Annotated in this window: 11 protein-coding genes and 1 tRNA gene; 8 read left to right on the top strand and 4 right to left on the bottom strand. The window is 66.6% G+C overall.

Features of this window, described 5'->3' with window-relative positions; all coding sequences use genetic code 11:
• The first annotated feature begins 55 nt into the window (after nucleotides 1–55).
• Complete coding sequence (gene ald, locus AX681_RS06635) at nucleotides 56–1,162, top strand: alanine dehydrogenase (RefSeq protein WP_066658606.1); 1,107 nt, start codon at nucleotides 56–58, stop codon at nucleotides 1,160–1,162.
• Nucleotides 1,163–1,348: 186 nt separating this feature from the next.
• Here the strand turns inward: ald and AX681_RS06630 are convergent, their stop codons facing one another.
• Nucleotides 1,349–1,771, bottom strand: coding sequence for a hypothetical protein (locus tag AX681_RS06630; protein WP_066658609.1), 423 nt, complete (start codon nucleotides 1,769–1,771; stop codon nucleotides 1,349–1,351).
• Between the two features lie 318 nt (nucleotides 1,772–2,089).
• On the opposite strand from AX681_RS06630, the gene rpsA reads away from it, so the two are divergent.
• The 3 genes from rpsA to AX681_RS06615 all read left to right on the top strand — a co-directional run bounded on the left by rpsA (nucleotide 2,090) and on the right by AX681_RS06615 (nucleotide 4,406).
• On the top strand, nucleotides 2,090–3,799 hold the full coding sequence (gene rpsA, locus AX681_RS06625) for a 30S ribosomal protein S1 (RefSeq protein WP_066658612.1): 1,710 nt from the start codon (nucleotides 2,090–2,092) through the stop codon (nucleotides 3,797–3,799).
• Between the two features lie 184 nt (nucleotides 3,800–3,983).
• Nucleotides 3,984–4,262, top strand: a complete 279-nt coding sequence (ihfB, locus tag AX681_RS06620; RefSeq protein ID WP_066658615.1) for an integration host factor subunit beta — start codon at nucleotides 3,984–3,986, stop codon at nucleotides 4,260–4,262.
• A 56-nt stretch (nucleotides 4,263–4,318) separates the two neighbouring features.
• Nucleotides 4,319–4,406: transfer RNA gene (locus AX681_RS06615), tRNA-Leu, on the top strand.
• A 582-nt stretch (nucleotides 4,407–4,988) separates the two neighbouring features.
• On the opposite strand, the gene AX681_RS06610 is transcribed toward AX681_RS06615, so the two are convergent.
• Nucleotides 4,989–6,323 (bottom strand): sigma-54-dependent transcriptional regulator, encoded by a 1,335-nt coding sequence (locus tag AX681_RS06610; RefSeq protein ID WP_066658618.1) that lies wholly within the window; start codon nucleotides 6,321–6,323, stop codon nucleotides 4,989–4,991.
• Nucleotides 6,323–8,095 (bottom strand): sensor histidine kinase, encoded by a 1,773-nt coding sequence (locus AX681_RS06605; RefSeq protein ID WP_231733689.1) that lies wholly within the window; start codon nucleotides 8,093–8,095, stop codon nucleotides 6,323–6,325. The genes AX681_RS06610 and AX681_RS06605 overlap by 1 nt, the downstream gene beginning before the upstream one ends.
• Nucleotides 8,096–8,302: 207 nt before the next feature.
• On the opposite strand from AX681_RS06605, the gene AX681_RS06600 reads away from it, so the two are divergent.
• The 4 genes from AX681_RS06600 to acs all read left to right on the top strand — a co-directional run bounded on the left by AX681_RS06600 (nucleotide 8,303) and on the right by acs (nucleotide 15,750).
• Nucleotides 8,303–9,637 (top strand): dicarboxylate/amino acid:cation symporter, encoded by a 1,335-nt coding sequence (locus AX681_RS06600; protein ID WP_066658622.1) that lies wholly within the window; start codon nucleotides 8,303–8,305, stop codon nucleotides 9,635–9,637.
• A 61-nt stretch (nucleotides 9,638–9,698) separates the two neighbouring features.
• A complete protein-coding gene (locus AX681_RS06595) occupies nucleotides 9,699–12,773 on the top strand; it encodes a TonB-dependent receptor domain-containing protein (protein WP_066681970.1) in 3,075 nt (1,024 codons plus the stop codon).
• A gap of 7 nt (nucleotides 12,774–12,780) precedes the next feature.
• Nucleotides 12,781–13,713 carry an alpha/beta hydrolase gene (locus AX681_RS06590; RefSeq protein ID WP_197424247.1) on the top strand — a complete coding sequence of 311 codons (933 nt, stop codon included), beginning with the start codon at nucleotides 12,781–12,783 and terminating at the stop codon, nucleotides 13,711–13,713.
• Nucleotides 13,714–13,803: 90 nt separating this feature from the next.
• The gene (acs, locus tag AX681_RS06585) at nucleotides 13,804–15,750 is read left to right on the top strand and encodes an acetate--CoA ligase (protein ID WP_066658749.1); all 1,947 of its coding nucleotides are present in this window, start codon (nucleotides 13,804–13,806) and stop codon (nucleotides 15,748–15,750) included.
• On the opposite strand, the gene pobA is transcribed toward acs, so the two are convergent.
• The gene (pobA, locus tag AX681_RS06580; RefSeq protein ID WP_066658737.1) at nucleotides 15,747–16,916 is read right to left on the bottom strand and encodes a 4-hydroxybenzoate 3-monooxygenase; all 1,170 of its coding nucleotides are present in this window, start codon (nucleotides 16,914–16,916) and stop codon (nucleotides 15,747–15,749) included. The two genes, acs and pobA, sit on opposite strands and share 4 nt — an antisense overlap.
• Nucleotides 16,917–17,038: the final 122 nt, after the last annotated feature.

Raw genomic sequence — 17,038 nt, 5'->3', positions numbered from 1 at the left:
CGGCGGCAACCTGCGCTACGACCGATGCGAAACAAAACCCGTTCGGAGAGTGTCCATGCGCGTCGGTGTCCCCAAGGAGATCAAGAACCACGAATATCGCGTGGGCCTCACCCCGCCGCTTGTCGCCGAACTGACCGCCGCCGGGCATGAGGTGGTGGTGCAGACCAATGCCGGCATGGGCATCGATTTCAGCGACGCCGATTACATCGCCGCCGGTGCGCGCATCGTCGCCACCCCGGCCGAAGTGTTCGCGCAGAGCGACATGATCGTGAAGGTCAAGGAGCCGCAGCCGAGCGAGATCGCGCTGCTCGAACCGCGCCACACGCTGTTCACCTATCTCCACCTCGCGGCCGACAAGCCGCAGGCCGAGGGGCTGATGAAGTCGGGCGCGACCTGCATCGCCTATGAAACGGTGACCGCCCACGACCGCTCGCTCCCGCTGCTCAAGCCGATGAGCGAAGTCGCGGGCCGTATGTCGGTGCAGGTCGGCGCGCATTACCTCGAAAAGGAACAGGGCGGCCGCGGCGTACTGCTGGGCGGCGTTCCCGGCGTGGCTCCGGCGCGGGTCGCGATCCTGGGCGGCGGCGTGTCGGGCATCAACGCGGCGCAGATGGCGACGGGTCTGCGCGCCGATGTAACCATCTATGACATCAACAATGCCCGGCTTGCCGAACTCGACATGCATTTCGGCAGCACGATCAAGACCGCCTATGCCAGCAAGGCGGCGATCGCGGCGGCTGTCGCCAACGCGCATCTGGTGATCGGCGCGGTGTTGGTGCCCGGCGCGGCGGCGCCGAAGCTGGTGACGCGCGAGATGCTCAAGACGATGAAGCGCGGCAGCGTGCTGGTCGACATCGCAATCGATCAGGGCGGCTGTTTCGAGACCAGCCATGCCACGACGCATGAGAACCCGGTCTATGAAGTCGATGGCGTGATCCACTATTGCGTCGCCAACATGCCCGGCGCGGTCGCGCGCACCAGCACCTTCGCGCTCAACAATGCGACGCTGCCGTTCGTGATGAAGCTCGCCAATCTGGGCGCGGAGAAGGCGATGGCCGCCGATCCGCACCTCGCCAACGGCCTCAACGTCTATCAGGGCAAGATCGCATTCAAGGCCGTGGCCGACGATCTCGACCTGCCGTTCCAGGCGTGGAGCGCCTGAGGGTAACATTCCTCCCCTGCCCCGCAGGGGAGGTGGCATCGCGAAGCGATGACGGAGGGGCCGCCCCGTAGAGGGCGGAATTTTGCCGAGATGCTTACGGCCGTCTGCGCGGCCGCCCCTCCACCACCGCCTGCGGCGGCGGTGCCCCTCCCCTGAGACAAGCTCAGGGGAGGAATGAGGCAAGCCTCAAACCTCCGCCGTCACCCAGGTTTCGGCGGCATTGGGTGAGACGAAGATGTTCTGAAATTCGACCAGCGTGCGGCGCAGCTGCATCTTGAGCAGGCTGGACTCGACGATCAGCGCGATCCGATCGCCGGTGCGATACAGCCGCAGATTGCCCGCGCGCATCTTGTCCGCGGCTTCCTGTGTGCGGATCGGGGCATTGCGCAGATCGGCGAGCACGCGGACGCGGCCATGGCAGGCGCGCATATCGGCCACGATCGGCCCAAGCACCGCGAGGTACCGATCGACCTCGTCGCCGAGGCGCAGTCCGATGCAGCGGATGCGGATGATGCCGAGATGGTCGTCGCGGACAATCTCATATTGTCCCGGTGTCGATGCCACGACACGTCCCTGCACGCCGCCGGACGGCACGGTTACCGCTATCATACACCCTCCCCCCACAGGTCGTATTGGGGCAGCATGATGAAGGTGCGCGGTAAACAATGCGTAAGCAGAGCGATCCTTGCCTTTCGGGCCGTTCCCGTCTATGGCGCGCCCGTTCTGCGAGCGGTGCTTGCGGAGGGAGGCGCGGGGCATTGCTGCCCCAGCGCCGTTTTCGCTTTTGCAGAAAGAGCGTCAGTCCCTTCGTCCGGACCGTTCAACGAATGCCGCGACCGGCGTTCGGCCGCCGCGGCGTTTCGGCCTCAAAGACCGCTGGACCCAACCAGCCGGCCGGAAAAACGATAGTTAGGACTGAACCCTTTTATGGCCACTTCGGCAAACCCCACGCGCGACGATTTCGCCGCGCTTCTCGACCAAACGCTCGGCGGCGCAGAAAGCTTTGAAGGCCGCGTCGTCATCGGCACCGTCACCGGCATCGAAAACGACCTCGCCGTCATCGACGTGGGCCTCAAGAGCGAAGGCCGCGTGCCGCTGCGCGAATTCGCAGCGCCGGGCCAGAAGGCTGACCTGAAGGTCGGCGACGAAGTCCAGGTCTATGTCGACCGCGTCGAGAATGCGAACGGCGAAGCGATGCTCAGCCGCGACCGCGCCCGCCGCGAAGCCGCATGGGACACGCTGGAACTCGAATTCAGCCAGGGCAACCGCGTCGAGGGCGTGATCTTCGGCCGCGTCAAGGGCGGCTTCACCGTCGACCTGTCGGGCGCCGTGGCGTTCCTGCCCGGTTCGCAGGTCGATATCCGTCCGGTCCGCGACGTTCAGCCGCTGATGGACCTGCCGCAGCCGTTCCAGATCCTGAAGATGGACCGCAAGCGCGGCAACATCGTCGTGTCGCGCCGCGCCGTGCTGGAAGAGAACCGCGCCGAGCAGCGTTCGGGCCTGATCCTCAGCCTCGCCGAAGGTCAGGTGATCGACGGCGTCGTCAAGAACATCACCGATTACGGTGCGTTCGTCGACCTGGGCGGCATCGACGGCCTGCTGCACGTCACCGACCTCAGCTACAAGCGCGTCAACCACCCGTCGGAAGTCCTGAACATCGGCGACACCGTCAAGGTTCAGATCATCCGCATCAACCGCGACACGCAGCGCATCAGCCTGGGCATGAAGCAGCTTGAGAGCGATCCGTGGGATGGCGCAGGCAGCAAGTATCCGGTCGGTGCGAAGCTGTCGGGCCGCGTCACCAACATCACCGAGTACGGCGCGTTCGTCGAGCTGGAAGCCGGCATCGAGGGCCTGGTCCACGTGTCGGAGATGAGCTGGACCAAGAAGAACGTCCATCCGGGCAAGATCGTCTCGACCTCGCAGGAAGTCGATGTCGTCGTGCTCGAGGTCGATCAGGAAAAGCGCCGCATCTCGCTCGGCCTCAAGCAGGCTCAGCAGAACCCGTGGGAAGCCTTTGCGGCCGCCCATCCGGTCGGCACCGAGGTCGAGGGCGAAGTCAAGAACGCCACCGAATTCGGCCTGTTCATCGGCTTGGACAACGACGTCGACGGCATGGTCCACATGTCGGACATCGCCTGGGGCATTTCGGGCGAGGACGCGCTGGCGCTGCATCGCAAGGGCGAGATGGTCAAGGCCGTCGTGCTGGCGATCGAGCCCGACAAGGAGCGCATCAGCCTTGGCATGAAGCAGCTTGAGCGTGGCGGCGTGCCGACCCCGGCCGCTGGCGCTGGCGCACGCGTCAACAAGAACGAGATCGTCACGGTCACCGTTCTGGAAGTCCGCGACGCGGGCCTCGAAGTGCAGGTTGGCGACGATGGCGTCACCGGCTTCATCAAGCGCACCGACCTTGGCCGCGACCGCGACGAGCAGCGTCCGGAGCGGTTCCAGGTCGGCCAGAAGTTCGACGCGATGGTCACCGGCCTCGACCGTTCGAAGAAGCCGACCTTCTCGGTCAAGGCGATGCAGATCGCCGAAGAGAAGCAGGCGGTTGCACAGTATGGCTCGTCCGATTCGGGCGCGTCGCTGGGCGACATTCTCGGCGAAGCCCTCAAGGCACGCGAAGAGAAGAAGTAAATGGACCACGGGCGGGCGCTTCGGCGTCCGCCCCTTTCCAATTATTTCAACACGTTCGGACAATTATTTCAAATTCCTGCGCCGGTGAGCAAGATTGTGTTGCCGCCAGCCCCACACCCCGCGTAAACCTCTGGTCCAGTCGCTGCCGTCGGCATCCCGCCGCAGCTCGAACATGGGGACGCACATGATCCGTTCTGAACTCGTACAGATGCTCGCGACGGACAATCCCGATCTGTCGGCGCGCGAGATCGAGCGGATCGTCGACATCTTCTTCGAAGAGATCACTGCGCGCCTGGCCGCCGACGGCCGCGTCGAATTGCGCGGTTTCGGTGCCTTCTCCACCCGCGCGCGCGACGCCCGCACCGGACGCAACCCGCGCACCGGCGAGGCGGTGGACGTGGAGGCCAAGCGCGTCCCCTATTTCAAGCCCGGCAAGGAAATGCGCCTGCGCCTGAACGTCTGACGGCGCGCCAATTCGCTTGGCAGTCCATCAGCGTCCCGATACAGCCAACCGCGCGAGCGGGCGTGGCGGAATGGTAGACGCACCGGACTTAAAATCCGTTGGGCCGCAAGGCCCGTGGGGGTTCAAGTCCCCCCGCCCGTACCAGATGCCTCCGCTTCCGATTTGATCGGTCCCGGCAGCCCTGCTGTTTTTCCCGCCGTCAGTTCGAGGGGAAGCAGCGTTGACGCAGCAATTCGCCGCCCGCGCCGGACGCCCGGCCGCCCGCCCTGTCCCCGCCGCACAGCATGTCGTGGTGCCCCGCGCGCATCTGGTGCAGATTGCTGCGGCGCTCGGCAGCCCAAGGCGGACGGCCCCCGCTCGTCCAAGTCCGACTATAGCAACCAGAAGCTGGGCCCGTTCACGAGCAGCGGGACGGGCGAAAACGCCTGCTCGCCGAGGTGCATGACCCCGCCGGCATCCCCCTGGCGATGCAGAAACTGAACCGCATCCTGCAGCGCTGGGCCTTGCGGCGCTGGAAATGGCGGTTGCTGCAGAGGCTCCAGCAGGCGCTGATGCCCTATATGCTGTCGGACACGATCAAGACCGACCTGTACAATTTTGCGGTGAATGAATTCAAACCGGTCATGGATCTGACGGCCTCCAACAGACCTGGCTCCGCGCTGTCGGCGCGATCGGCAAACAGCTCAAGCTGCAGCTGCAGCCACAGCAGGTCCAGACCAACCCGAACTAACGCCGCCGCCGAAATGCACCCGCGGTCAGCCCGACGCGCGCCATCTTGTCGTAGAAGGTCTTGCGCGGGATCCCGAGTTGCTCGATCGCGCGGGCGACATTGCCCTGTGTCGCCTCCAGCGCCTCGCGCAGCAGCATCGCCTCATAGGCAGCGACCCGGTCGGGCAAAGTCTGGTGCGCATGCGCGTTCGCACTGCCATCGAGCAGGTTGAGCACCGCGCTGAACGCGAAATTGCGCAGCTCGCGCACATTGCCCGGCCAGTCATGGTCGAGCAGATGGCGGCGGATCGCGTCGGTCATGCGGAACCCGGTCTGACCCGTCTGCGCCACCGCATCGGCGACGAAGGCGGCGAACAGCTGCCCGATGTCGGAACGACGTTCGCGCAGCGGCGGGATCGACAGGCGCACCACATTCAGCCGAAAATACAGGTCGCTGCGAAACGCACCCTGCTGCGCCAGCGCCAACAGGTCGCGCTTGGCCGAGGCAATGACGCGCAGGTCGAGCGGGATCGGGCGCTCGGCGCCGACCGGCAGCACTTCCCGCTCTTCCAGCACGCGCAGCAGGCGCGGCTGTACCTCCAGCGGCATGCCGTCGATGTCGTCGAGGAACAGCGTTCCCCGGCTCGACGCCTCGATCCGGCCGCTGCGTTCGAACCGGCCATAGGGCACCGCGTCGGCGGCATGGCCGAACAGCTCGATCTCGGCCTGGGTGTCGGGCAGCGCGGCGCAGTTGACCGCGACAAAGGCGCGCGCGGCGCGCGGCGAGCCCCGGTGAAGCATCGCCGCGACCAGTTCCTTGCCGGTGCCCGTCTCCCCCTCGATCAGCACATCGACCTCGGCGCGCGCGACCTGTGCCACGCTCTCGCGCAGGCGCACCATCGCCGGGCTGTCACCGATCAGCGGGCTGTCCCGGGGGCTGGCCGCTGCGGCACGCAGCGCGCGGTTGTCGAGGATCAGGCGGCGATGCGCGAGCGCACGCCGCACCGCCGCGACGAGATGATCGGCGGCAAATGGCTTGGGCAAGAAATCGAACGCGCCATCGCGCAGCGCGCCGACCGCCATCGGCACATCGGCATGTCCGGTAATCAGGATGACGGGAAGATCGGCATCCATCGCACGCAGCCGCGCGAACAGCTGCAGCCCGTCCATGCCCGGCATGCGGATATCGCTGACCACGACGCCGTCGCAGTCCGGGCCGATCTGGGCCAGCAGCGACGCAGCATCGGCAAAGGCGCGCACGGGCAGCCCGGCAAGGTCGAGCGTCTGGACGTTCGCCTCGCGCAGCGCGGCATCGTCATCGACGAAGAAGACGATCTGGCCGCCCTCGCCCATCATGCGCGCAGCAGCGTCAGTTCGAACTGCGCGCCCTCCCCGCTATCGGCCAGCGTCAGCTCGCCGCCGAAATCCCGGGCGATGTCGCGCGAAATGGCAAGGCCGAGGCCCAGCCCCTCTTCCCGCCCGGTCACGAATGGCGTGAACAGCTGGTCGCGCAGTTCCGACGGCACGCCCGGACCATTGTCCCTGACCATGATGTGCGCACGGTCGCCCTTCGCCTCCACCGCAATGACGATGCGCGGGTCCGGCCCGCCGACGAGCACGTCGAGCGCGTTCTGCACGAGATTGATGAGGATCTGCTCCAGCCGAACGCGATCGGCGATGACGCGCAGAGCCGGATCGCCGCTCCGTTCCAGCCTGACCCCCGCCGCGCGCACGCGGTCACCGATCAACAGCATCACCGAATCGATCGCCGATCCGACCTCGACCGCGCCGATATCGGGCGTGCGCTTGCGCGCAAAGCTGCGCAGTTCGCCGGTGATCGCACCGATCCGCTCGGTCAGTGCGCTGATCCGGCCGAGATTGTCGGCAGCGCGCCCGGCTTCACCCCGGTCGAGCAACTGACGTGCATTGTCGGCAAATGTGCGGATCGCCGCGACCGGCTGGTTGATCTCATGCGCGACCCCGGCGGTGATCTGACCGAGCGAGCCGAGCCGGCTGGCCTGTGCCAGTTCCTCGCGTGCGGCGCGGTAGCGCTGATCGGCGCGCGCGCGCTCGGCGCTTTCGGCCTCGAGCTGGCGGTTGGTCTCGCGCAGCTCGGCGGTGCGCTCGGCGACCTGGGTCTCCAGCGCGGCCCGCGCCGCCGCTTGCAGCAGCTGCCGCTCGCGCGCACGCCACAGCAACAGCAGCGCACCCACGATCAGCACCAGCGCGGCGAGCGTCACCAGCCGCGCATTGGCGTTGGCGCTGGCAAGCGCCGGACGCAGCGGCATCAGCACCTGCAGCCGTGCGCCGGCGAGCGGGGCGGCGACCGACGCGACGCGGCTGTCGCCCGCCGCCTCCCCCGCGCGCGCATCCGCGCCGTCGATGGTCAGCGGCAGCGGGTCGAGCGGCAGGTTGCCATATTGGCGTGTCGTGCGGATCGCCCGACGGCTGGCCGCTGACAGCGGCGCAAGCGCGTGGAACCGCCAGTCGGCGCGGCCGGTGACGATGACCACGCCGTGCCGGTCGGTAACGATCGTCGTTCCCTGCTGCGCTGCCCATTGCGCCTGAACGCGTTCGAATTCGATCTTGACCACGACCACGCCCAGCGGCCGGTCCGGACCGCCGATGCGCTGCGCCAGATACAGCCCTGGCACGCCGCTGACCGTACCGAGCGCGAACAGCTCCGCGCTGCCGTTGCGCAGCGCGTCGCGGAAATAGGGGCGGAAGCCGTAATTCTGGCCGACAAAGCTGGTCGGCAGGCGGTGGTTGCTGGCCGCGACCGTCTTGCCCTGGGCATCGATCACATAGATCGCCGCCGCATCGGTACGCGCGGCGAGCAGCTCCAGCCGGGCATTGACGCGCGCCGCAACGCCCGGCGCGGGCGCATCGAGCAGCGTCGGCACATCGGGATATTCGGTGAGGACGAGCGGAAGGAGGCGGAACTTCTGCAGCTCGCTGGTCAACAACCCGGCATTGGCGCGCGCCAGCTCTGCCGCCGCCGCATCGGTGGCCGCCACCGCCTGCCCACGCGCCCAGCGCGACGCCCCCAGCGCGACCATGGCAACCAGCACAAACCCGATCGCTGCAACCAGTGCCAGGCGGCGCGATAGCCGAGTCGTCCCCATCTCCATTTGCGCGGATTATCACACATTATCGAAATGCACTGCGCGAAATTTCATACATATTCACAGCGGCGCAAGCATTCCCAGCATCTGTAACCTATTGTTTTTAAACAACATGCGCAGCGTCATCGCGTTTCCCCACTGTCGCGATCATACTCCGCGCAACTATAGCCAGACGCGCCAATCAAGGCGCGCATGAGGGGATGGTTGATGGCGGTTGCACTCGAATATGCGGCGGAACCCGCAAAGCCCGGACGCTGGTGGACCCAGCTCTATGTCCAGGTGCTGATCGCGATTGCCGCGGGCATTGCCGTCGGCTTCTTCTGGCCGGGCGTGGGCGAAGCGCTCAAGCCGCTCGGCGACGCCTTCATAAAGCTGGTCAAGATGATCATCGCCCCGGTGATCTTCCTCACCCTCGTCACGGGCATCGCGGGCATGACCGAACTGCGCTCGGTCGGCCGCGTCGCGGGCAAGGCGTTCGCCTATTTCCTGTTCTTCTCGACGCTGGCGCTCGTCGTCGGCCTGATCGTCGCCAATACGGTGCAGCCTGGCGCGGGCATGAATGTCGACCCCGCCACGCTCAATACCGGCGCGGTCGAGGGCTATGTCGCCAAGGCGCATGAAAGCGGCATTGTCGAATTCCTGATGGCGATCATCCCGACGACCCTGGTTTCGGCGCTCACCGGGGATCAGCTGCTCCCGGTGCTGCTCGTCGCGATCCTGTTTGGCATTTCGCTGTCGATGGTCGGCGAGCCAGCGGCACCGGTGCGTGATATGCTCGAGCGGGTCGGCCTGGTGGTGTTCAAGCTGGTCGGCATCCTGATGCGCGCGGCACCGATCGGCGCATTCGGCGCGATGGCCTTCACCATCGGCAAGTACGGCATCGAATCGCTGGCCAACCTCGCCGGGCTGGTGGCAACCTTCTATCTCACCTCGCTGATCTTCGTCGTCGTCGTGCTCGGCATCGTCGCGCGGCTCGCCGGCTTCTCGATCTTCCGGCTGATGCGCTACCTCAAGGCCGAGCTGCTGCTCGTGCTCGGCACCTCCTCGTCCGAAAGCGCCCTGCCCAGCCTGATGGACAAGATGGAGCGTGCCGGGTGCGAAAAGTCGGTGGTCGGGCTGGTCGTCCCGACCGGCTATTCCTTCAACCTCGACGGCACCAATATCTACATGACGCTGGCGGCTCTGTTCATCGCGCAGGCGTGCAATGTCGACCTGACGCTCGGCGACCAGATCGCGCTGCTGCTGATCGCGATGATCTCGTCCAAGGGCGCGGCGGGCGTGACCGGCGCGGGGTTCATCACGCTGGCCGCGACGCTGTCGATCGTGCCGTCGGTGCCGGTCGCGGGCATGGCGCTGATCCTGGGCATCGACCGCTTCATGAGCGAGTGCCGCAGCCTCACCAATTTCATCGGCAACGCCGTGGCGACCGTCGTGGTCGCGCGCTGGGACAAAGCGCTCGACAAGGACGCGCTCGACCGCGCGCTGGCGGGTGACGCGCCGACAGGCCCGGCGCGGCCAGCCAGCGAAACCGATCCGGATTGATCAAGGACATTGGGAAGAGCGGACAGCGAAGCCGCCTTTCCGGGAACAGGGAGAGAAGACCATGACCAACCGCAACCGCCTCCGCGCCCTCGCGACCGGCACCGCGCTCGCCGCACTCGCGATCGCGCTGCCCGCCCACGCCCAGGACGCGCTGCCGACCACGCCGACCGGGGAAGAGGCCGCGCCCGAGCAAGAGGTCGTCGTCGTCGGCACCCAGATCAAGGGCAAGGACATCACCACCGCCCTCCCCGTCAGCGTGATCGACCGCAGCCAGATCGACGCGACCGGCGCGCTGTCGGGTGACGACCTGATCCGCTCGATCCCGCAGGCGGGCGACGTGACCTTCAACGAGGCGAACAACCCGCAAACCAGCAACGCGGCGCGCGGCGACGTCAATTCGATCAACCTGCGCAATCTGGGCGTCGGCAACACGCTGGTGCTGCTCAACGGCCGCCGCATGGTCAGCCACCCGACCAGCCAGGCGGGCGACGGCAACGTGCCCGTCCTCGGCTACAACTCCAACGCGCTGCCCGTCGCGGGGATCGAGCGGCTGGAGATCCTGCGCGATGGCGCCGCCGCCATCTATGGTGCGGATGCCGTAGCGGGCGTGGTCAACACCGTGACGCAGAGCGATTTCGACGGCGCACGGATCGACCTGCGCTATGGCTATGCCGAGGGGACGCACCGCAAGGAGTTCGAGGGCACCGGCCTGATCGGTCACAGCTTCGACCAAGGGCGCGGCAATTTCTCGCTGTTCGTCAACTATGTCCGCCGCACCGCGCAGCTGGCGGAGGACCAGCCCTATACCGCGACCGACAACCTCCTGTCCTTTTTCGCGAATGACCCGGCCTATGCCGGCAACCTGACTGCCGACGGACGCGCGACGCAGAGCCCGTGGGCCAACCTTGCCGTGGTCGGCGGCCCCGGCACGATCCGCCGCAATCCGGGCAATCAGGCGCTGACCTCGTCGGCGGGCGCGTTCCATACCCAGTCGTCGCTGAACCCAGGGTGCGCCGTCACGTTCAACACCGATGTCTGCATCGGCACCGGCACGCGTGCGACCGCGACGACGCTGCGCAGCGAGCGGTTCGACACCCGCCCCGGCACCACGGTCACGCCGTCGTTCAACCGCTACAACGCCTTCTTCACCGGTCGCTACGAGGTCAGCGACGCGGTCGAGCTGTACACTGAGCTCGGTTACTACCTCGCCGATACCCAGCGGATTCAGCCGCCGACGATCAACCTCAACGCGATCGTCATCCCGGCGAGCAATTACTGGAACCCGTTCGGCCCGGTCACCTTCGCCAATGGTCAGACCAACCCCAACCGCATCGCGGGCCTCACCAATGTCCCCGCCGCCGGCCTGCCCGTGCGCCTCACCACCTATCGCTTCGTCGATGCTGGCAATCAGATTGTGAATGTCGAAAACTGGCAGTCGCGCTTCCTGCTCGGCGCGCGGGGCAAGATCGGCAGCTTCGACTATGACACCGGAATCCTCTATTCGGAGGCGCAGGCGCGCGACAGTTCGAACGCGATCGACATGACCGCGCTGCAGCGCAACCTCGCGCTGTCGACCCCGGACGCCTACAACCCGTTCAGCGGCGGCTGCTCCGCCACCCCCTCGGTGGGCGATTGTTCGCCCGCCAGCGCGGCGACGATCGACGCGATCAGCTTCAACCTGGTCCGCAAGTCGAAGACGACGCTGCTGCTCGGCGACTTCAAGCTGTCCAACTCCAGCCTGTTCGACCTGCCCGGCGGCGGGGTCGGCATCGCGTTCGGCGTCGAAGGACGGCGCGAGACGCAGCAGGACATTCGCGATCCCAACCTCAACGGCCAGATCACCTTCACCGACATGGTGACCGGCGAGACCAACCTGTCCAACGTCGCGGCTGTCAGCCCGACCCCGTCGGTGTTCGGCAGCCGCACCGTGCTGTCTGCCTATGCCGAACTCGCCGTGCCGCTGGTGTCGCCCGAGATGGACGTGCCGCTGGTCCACCGCCTCGACCTGCAGATTGCAGGCCGGGTCGAGGAATATTCGGACTTCGGATCGGTCGCCAAGCCCAAGGTCGCGGCGGCATGGGATATCGTCGACGGCCTGCGCCTGCGCGGATCGTGGTCGCAGGGGTTCCGCGCCCCGAACCTGGAGCAGACCAAGACGGTCGCCTATTCGCGGCTCAACTCCAACACCGATTACTACCGCTGCGAGGCGGATCTGCGCGCCGCCCGCATCGCCAATTTCAGCGCGTGCAGCCGCGGGATCAGCTATTCGATCTTCATCAGCGGTAACCCCGACCTTCAGCCGGAGGAAAGCACCAACTGGACGGTCGGCACGGTGATCGAGCCGAAGTTCATCCCCAGCAGCCTGGGTCGTCTGACCCTCACCGCCGATTTCTGGTCGATCCAGCAGACCGGGATCGTCGGGCAGTTCGGCGCGCAGAACGCGCTGGTGCTGGACTATCTGCTGCGCCTGCAGGGGTCGAGCAATCCGAACGTCATCCGCGCCGCGCCCACTGCCGATGATACGCCGGTGTTCACCGGGACCGGGCTGACGGCGGTCGGTGCAGTGACGCGGATCAACGACCAGTTCGTCAACCTGCTGCCCCAGACGGTGCAGGGCGTCGATCTGGCGCTGCTCTACAATGTCCGCACCGATATCGGCCGGTTCGACGTCGCGCTGAATGCCGCGCGCCTGACCAAATTCTCGCGCGAAACGCCGCCGGCGGTACAGGCCTTGTTCGACGCGCGCGCAGCGGGTCAGATCAACGCCGCCACGCCGCTGACCGACGCACGCGACCTGATCGAGGAGCGCGGGCGGCCCAAGTGGCGCGTCACCGGGTCGCTGACCTGGAGCCACAAGGGCTTCCAGATCGGTGCGTTCGGCAACTACATCGGCACAGTGTATGACACCAACTTCCTCGACGCGAACGGCAACCCCTACAAGGTCGAGGGCAAGGCGTTCCTCAACCTCTATGCCCAGTATCGCATCCGCAGCGGGCCGCTGGAGGACACGCGCTTCCGCATCGGCGCGCGCAACGTGTTCGATACCCAGCCGCCGATCACCGCCGATGGCTATCTGGGGTCGCTCTATGTCCCCTATGGCCGCTATCTCTACGCCTCGATCGGCAAGCGGTTCTGAGGTGATGATGACGCGCTGGCTCGCTGCCCTTTTCCTCCTCTGCGTCGCGGCCCCGGCCTCGGCGCGGAGCGAGACGATCAACCTCTGGCCCGGCGCGATGCCGGGAAGCGGCACCGTCACCGGGCCCGAGAAGATCGGCAGCGAGGGCGTAGCGACCGGATCGGTCTCCAACGTCACGGTCCCGCGCATGGTCGTCGTGCGGCCCAGAAAGCCGAATGGCGCTGCAGTGCTCGTGATCGGCGGCGGCGGCTATTTCCGCATCCAGATCGGCAGCGCGGCGATGCCCACCGCGCAATGGCTGGCGCAGCGCGGGGTGACCGCGTTCGTGCTCTATTACCGCCTGCCCGGCGACGGCTGGAGTTCCGAGGTGCCGTTTCAGGACGGGCAGCGCGCGATGCGGCTGCTACGCGGCAACTGGAAGACTTTAGGGATCGACCCCAAGCGGATCGGCATCATCGGTTTTTCGGCGGGTGGCCATCTTGCGGGCATGCTGGCGACGCGCGGGGCGCATGACTTCTACCCAGCGATCGACGCGGTGGACACGGTCAACGCGGTGCCGAACTTTGCCGGGCTAATCTATCCGGTCATCTCGATGCGCGCGCCGATCGATACGACGCGCACCGCGCGCTATGTCAGCAAGCTGCCTGACTGGCGCGACGCCTTTTCGGTCGAGGCCCAGGTGACCGCCACAACCCCGCCGATCTTCCTCGCTCACGCCTATGACGATCCCACCGCCGATGTCGCGCACAGCCTGCGTCTCGCGGCGGCGATGCATGCCGCCAAGCGGCCGGTGGAAATGCACCTGTTCGAGCGTGGCGGGCACAGTTGGGGGCTCGGCAAGCCCGGCGACCCGGTCTCGGCATGGCCGCGGCTGTTTTCCAGCTGGGTCCGGGCGAATGGCTGGTTGCCCGCGCGCAAGGCGACCGAAGCCGCTGACTGAACCCCGGCTCTACGACAAAAGTCGGACTGACCTGATGCTCCCGATACGCTAACGCAGAGACCAAACGCGCGGCGTAAGCAGGAGAGTGAGATGGCCCAGACGATCTTCCCGGTATCCGAACAATGGGCCGCGAACGCGCTGGTCGATGCGGACGGCTATGACGCGATGTATCGCCGCTCGGTCGAGGATCCCGAGGGCTTCTGGCGCGAAGCGGCGCAGCGGATCGACTGGATCACGCCGTTCACGCGGGTCAAGGAAACCAGCTTTGACGAGGCCGATTTCGGCATCGCCTGGTTCGCCGACGGCACGCTCAACATCAGCGCCAATGCGCTCGACCGGCATCTGGCCGAGCGCGGCGACGCGACCGCGATCCTGTGGGAGCCGGACAGTCCGGACGAGCCACACCGCGTCATCACCTATCGCGAGCTTCACGCCGATGTCTGTCGCTTCGCCAATCTGCTGAAGGCGCAGGGGGTGAAGCGCGGCGAGCGGGTGACGCTCTACCTTCCGATGGTGCCGGAGGCCGCGGTAGCGATGCTCGCCTGCGCGCGGATCGGGGCGATCCACTCGATCGTGTTCGCCGGCTTTTCCCCCGACGCGCTCGCCGGGCGCATCCAGGATTGCGACAGCCGCATCGTGCTGACCGCCGACGAAGGGCTGCGCGGCGGCAAGCGCATCCCGCTCAAGGCCAATGTCGATGCGGCCCTTGCCCGCTGCCCCGGCGTCGAGCGCGTGATCATGCTCCGCCGCACCGGTGCCGATGTGCCGATGGTCGCGGGCCGCGACATCGACTGGGCCGATGCCGCCAGTCAGAGCGCCGACTGCGCACCCGAAGCGATGGGCGCGGAGGACCCGCTGTTCATCCTCTACACCTCGGGCTCGACCGGAAAGCCCAAGGGCGTGCTGCACACCACCGGCGGCTATGCGGTGTGGACATCGATGACGCACGAATATGTCTTCGACTACCGCCCCGGCCAGATCTACTGGTGTGCCGCCGATATCGGCTGGGTCACCGGCCATAGCTATGTCGTCTACGGCCCGCTGATGAACGGCGCGACCACGGTGATGTTCGAGGGCGTCCCCAGTTTCCCAGATCACAGCCGCTTCTGGCAGGTGGTCGACAAGTTCAAGGTCGAGATCTTCTACGCCGCCCCCACCGCGCTGCGCGCGCTGATGCGCGAGGGCGATGAGTGGGTGAAGTGCACCAGCCGCAGCAGCCTGCGCCTGCTCGGCAGCGTCGGCGAGCCGATCAATCCCGAGGCATGGGAATGGTATCACCGCGTCGTCGGTGAAGGCCGCTGCCCGATCGTCGACACCTGGTGGCAGACCGAGACCGGCGGCGCGATGATCACCCCCCTGCCCGGCGCAACCGCGCTCAAGCCCGGTTCGGCGACCAAGCCGTTCTTCGGCGTCCAGCCCGCCCTGCTCGACAATGACGGCAAGCTGATCGAGGGCGCGGGCGACGGGTGCCTGGTCATCACCGACAGCTGGCCCGGTCAGATGCGCACGGTGTGGGGCGATCACGACCGCTTCTTCCAGACCTATTTCAGCACCTTCCCCGGCCGCTATTTCACCGGCGACGGCTGCCGCCGCGACGAGGACGGCTATTACTGGATCACCGGCCGCATCGACGACGTCATCAACGTTTCCGGCCACCGCATGGGCACCGCCGAAATCGAGAGCGCACTCGTCGCCCACCACAAGGTCGCGGAAGCTGCAGTGGTCGGAATGCCGCACGACATCAAGGGTCAGGGCATCTACGCCTTCGTCACCACGAACGCCGAGGTCGAGCCAGACGCCGCACTGCGCGCCGAGCTGATCAAATGGGTACGCCAGGAAATCGGCCCGATCGCCACCCCCGACGTGATCCAGTTCGCCCCGGCGCTACCCAAGACGCGCTCCGGCAAGATCATGCGCCGCATCCTGCGCAAGATCGGCGAGAATGATGTCAGCAACCTCGGCGACACCTCGACCCTCGCCGACCCGTCCGTGGTCGATCACCTGCTCGCAAACCGACCGCAGCTGGCAGGAGCCTAAAGCGGCAGCCCCACATAATTCTCCGCAATCGCGGTCTGCATCGCGGTCGAGCTGGCGACATAGTCCAGCTCGGCCTCCTGCATCCGGTGCTCGAACGCGCCATCCTCGGGGAAGCGGTGCATCAGCTTGGTCAAATACCAGCTGAACCGCTCGGCCTTCCAGATCCGCGCCAGCGCGCGCGCCTGATAGCCATCCAGCCCCGCCGCATCGCCCTGCTTCACCGCGCCGACCAGCGCATCGCAGAGATAGGCGACGTCGGAGGCGGCGAGGTTCAGCCCCTTCGCCCCCGTCGGCGGCACGATATGCGCGCTGTCCCCGGCGAGGAACAGCCGGCCATGCCGCATCGTCTCGAACACATAGGAGCGCAGCGGCGCGATCGACATTTCCAGCGCGGGACCGCGCGTCACCTTGTGTTCGCTGATCGGATCGAAACGTGCAGCGAGTTCGTCCCACAAGCGCTCTTCGGTCCAGTCCTCGACTTTGTCGGTCAACGGCACCTGGATGTAATAGCGGCTGCGGGTCTTCGACCGCATCGAGGCGAGCGCGAAGCCGCGCTGTCCATTGGCGTAGATCAGCTCGTCATGGCACGGCGGCACGTCCGCCAGAATGCCGAGCCAGCCGAACGGATAGACCCGCTCGAACTCGCGCGCCGCATGCGCCGGGATCGCCTTGCGCGACGGGCCGTGAAAACCATCGCACCCTGCGATATAGGCGCAATCGATCCGGTGCGTCTCACCGTCCTTCGTGTACGTCACGAACGGCGCATCGCCCTCGATCTCGTGCAGCACGACATCGCCAGCGTCATAGATGACCTCAAGACCGCGCTCGGGCGCCGCGTCCATCAGGTCGCGGGTCAGCTCGGTCTGGCCATAAACCATCACGTTGCGCCCGGTCAGCCCGGCAATGTCGATGCGGATCAGACGGTCGTCGGTCGCAAGGTTGAACCCCGCCTCGACCAGCCCCTCCCGCTTCATCCGCGCGTCGAGGCCGAGCCGCGTCATGAGATCGGTGGTGACCGTCTCCAGCACGCCCGCACGGATGCGGCCGAGCACATAATCGGGCGACGCGCGCTCGATAACGACGCAATCCACCCCCGCCTGACGCAGCAGATGGCCGAGCAACAGGCCCGAAGGCCCTGCCCCGATAATCGCAACCTGGGTCTTCATTTCAGTCTTCCCGAATTGGCCATCCGGCCAGCCAGTCACCCTCACCCTTCCCACTCGCTACACTCGTGGGCCCCTTCCCTCTCCCATTGGGAGAGGGAGGGAGGCGCGAAGCGCCGGAAGGG

Source organism: Sphingomonas sp. CCH9-E2, assembly GCF_001557215.1.
Classification (GTDB): Bacteria; Pseudomonadota; Alphaproteobacteria; order Sphingomonadales; family Sphingomonadaceae; genus Sphingomonas.
This window is presented reverse-complemented; position numbering and strand designations above follow the sequence as displayed.

Bases quoted from the DNA above. Each gene is read 5' to 3' on its own strand.
- ald (WP_066658606.1), top strand. From the start codon at position 56: ATGCGCGTCGGTGTCCCCAAGGAGATCAAGAACCACGAATATCGCGTG.
- AX681_RS06630 (WP_066658609.1), bottom strand. From the start codon at position 1,771: ATGATAGCGGTAACCGTGCCGTCCGGCGGCGTGCAGGGACGTGTCGTG.
- rpsA (WP_066658612.1), top strand. From the start codon at position 2,090: ATGGCCACTTCGGCAAACCCCACGCGCGACGATTTCGCCGCGCTTCTC.
- ihfB (WP_066658615.1), top strand. From the start codon at position 3,984: ATGATCCGTTCTGAACTCGTACAGATGCTCGCGACGGACAATCCCGAT.
- AX681_RS06610 (WP_066658618.1), bottom strand. From the start codon at position 6,323: ATGGGCGAGGGCGGCCAGATCGTCTTCTTCGTCGATGACGATGCCGCG.
- AX681_RS06605 (WP_231733689.1), bottom strand. From the start codon at position 8,095: ATGGGGACGACTCGGCTATCGCGCCGCCTGGCACTGGTTGCAGCGATC.
- AX681_RS06600 (WP_066658622.1), top strand. From the start codon at position 8,303: ATGGCGGTTGCACTCGAATATGCGGCGGAACCCGCAAAGCCCGGACGC.
- AX681_RS06595 (WP_066681970.1), top strand. From the start codon at position 9,699: ATGACCAACCGCAACCGCCTCCGCGCCCTCGCGACCGGCACCGCGCTC.
- AX681_RS06590 (WP_197424247.1), top strand. From the start codon at position 12,781: ATGACGCGCTGGCTCGCTGCCCTTTTCCTCCTCTGCGTCGCGGCCCCG.
- acs (WP_066658749.1), top strand. From the start codon at position 13,804: ATGGCCCAGACGATCTTCCCGGTATCCGAACAATGGGCCGCGAACGCG.
- pobA (WP_066658737.1), bottom strand. From the start codon at position 16,916: ATGAAGACCCAGGTTGCGATTATCGGGGCAGGGCCTTCGGGCCTGTTG.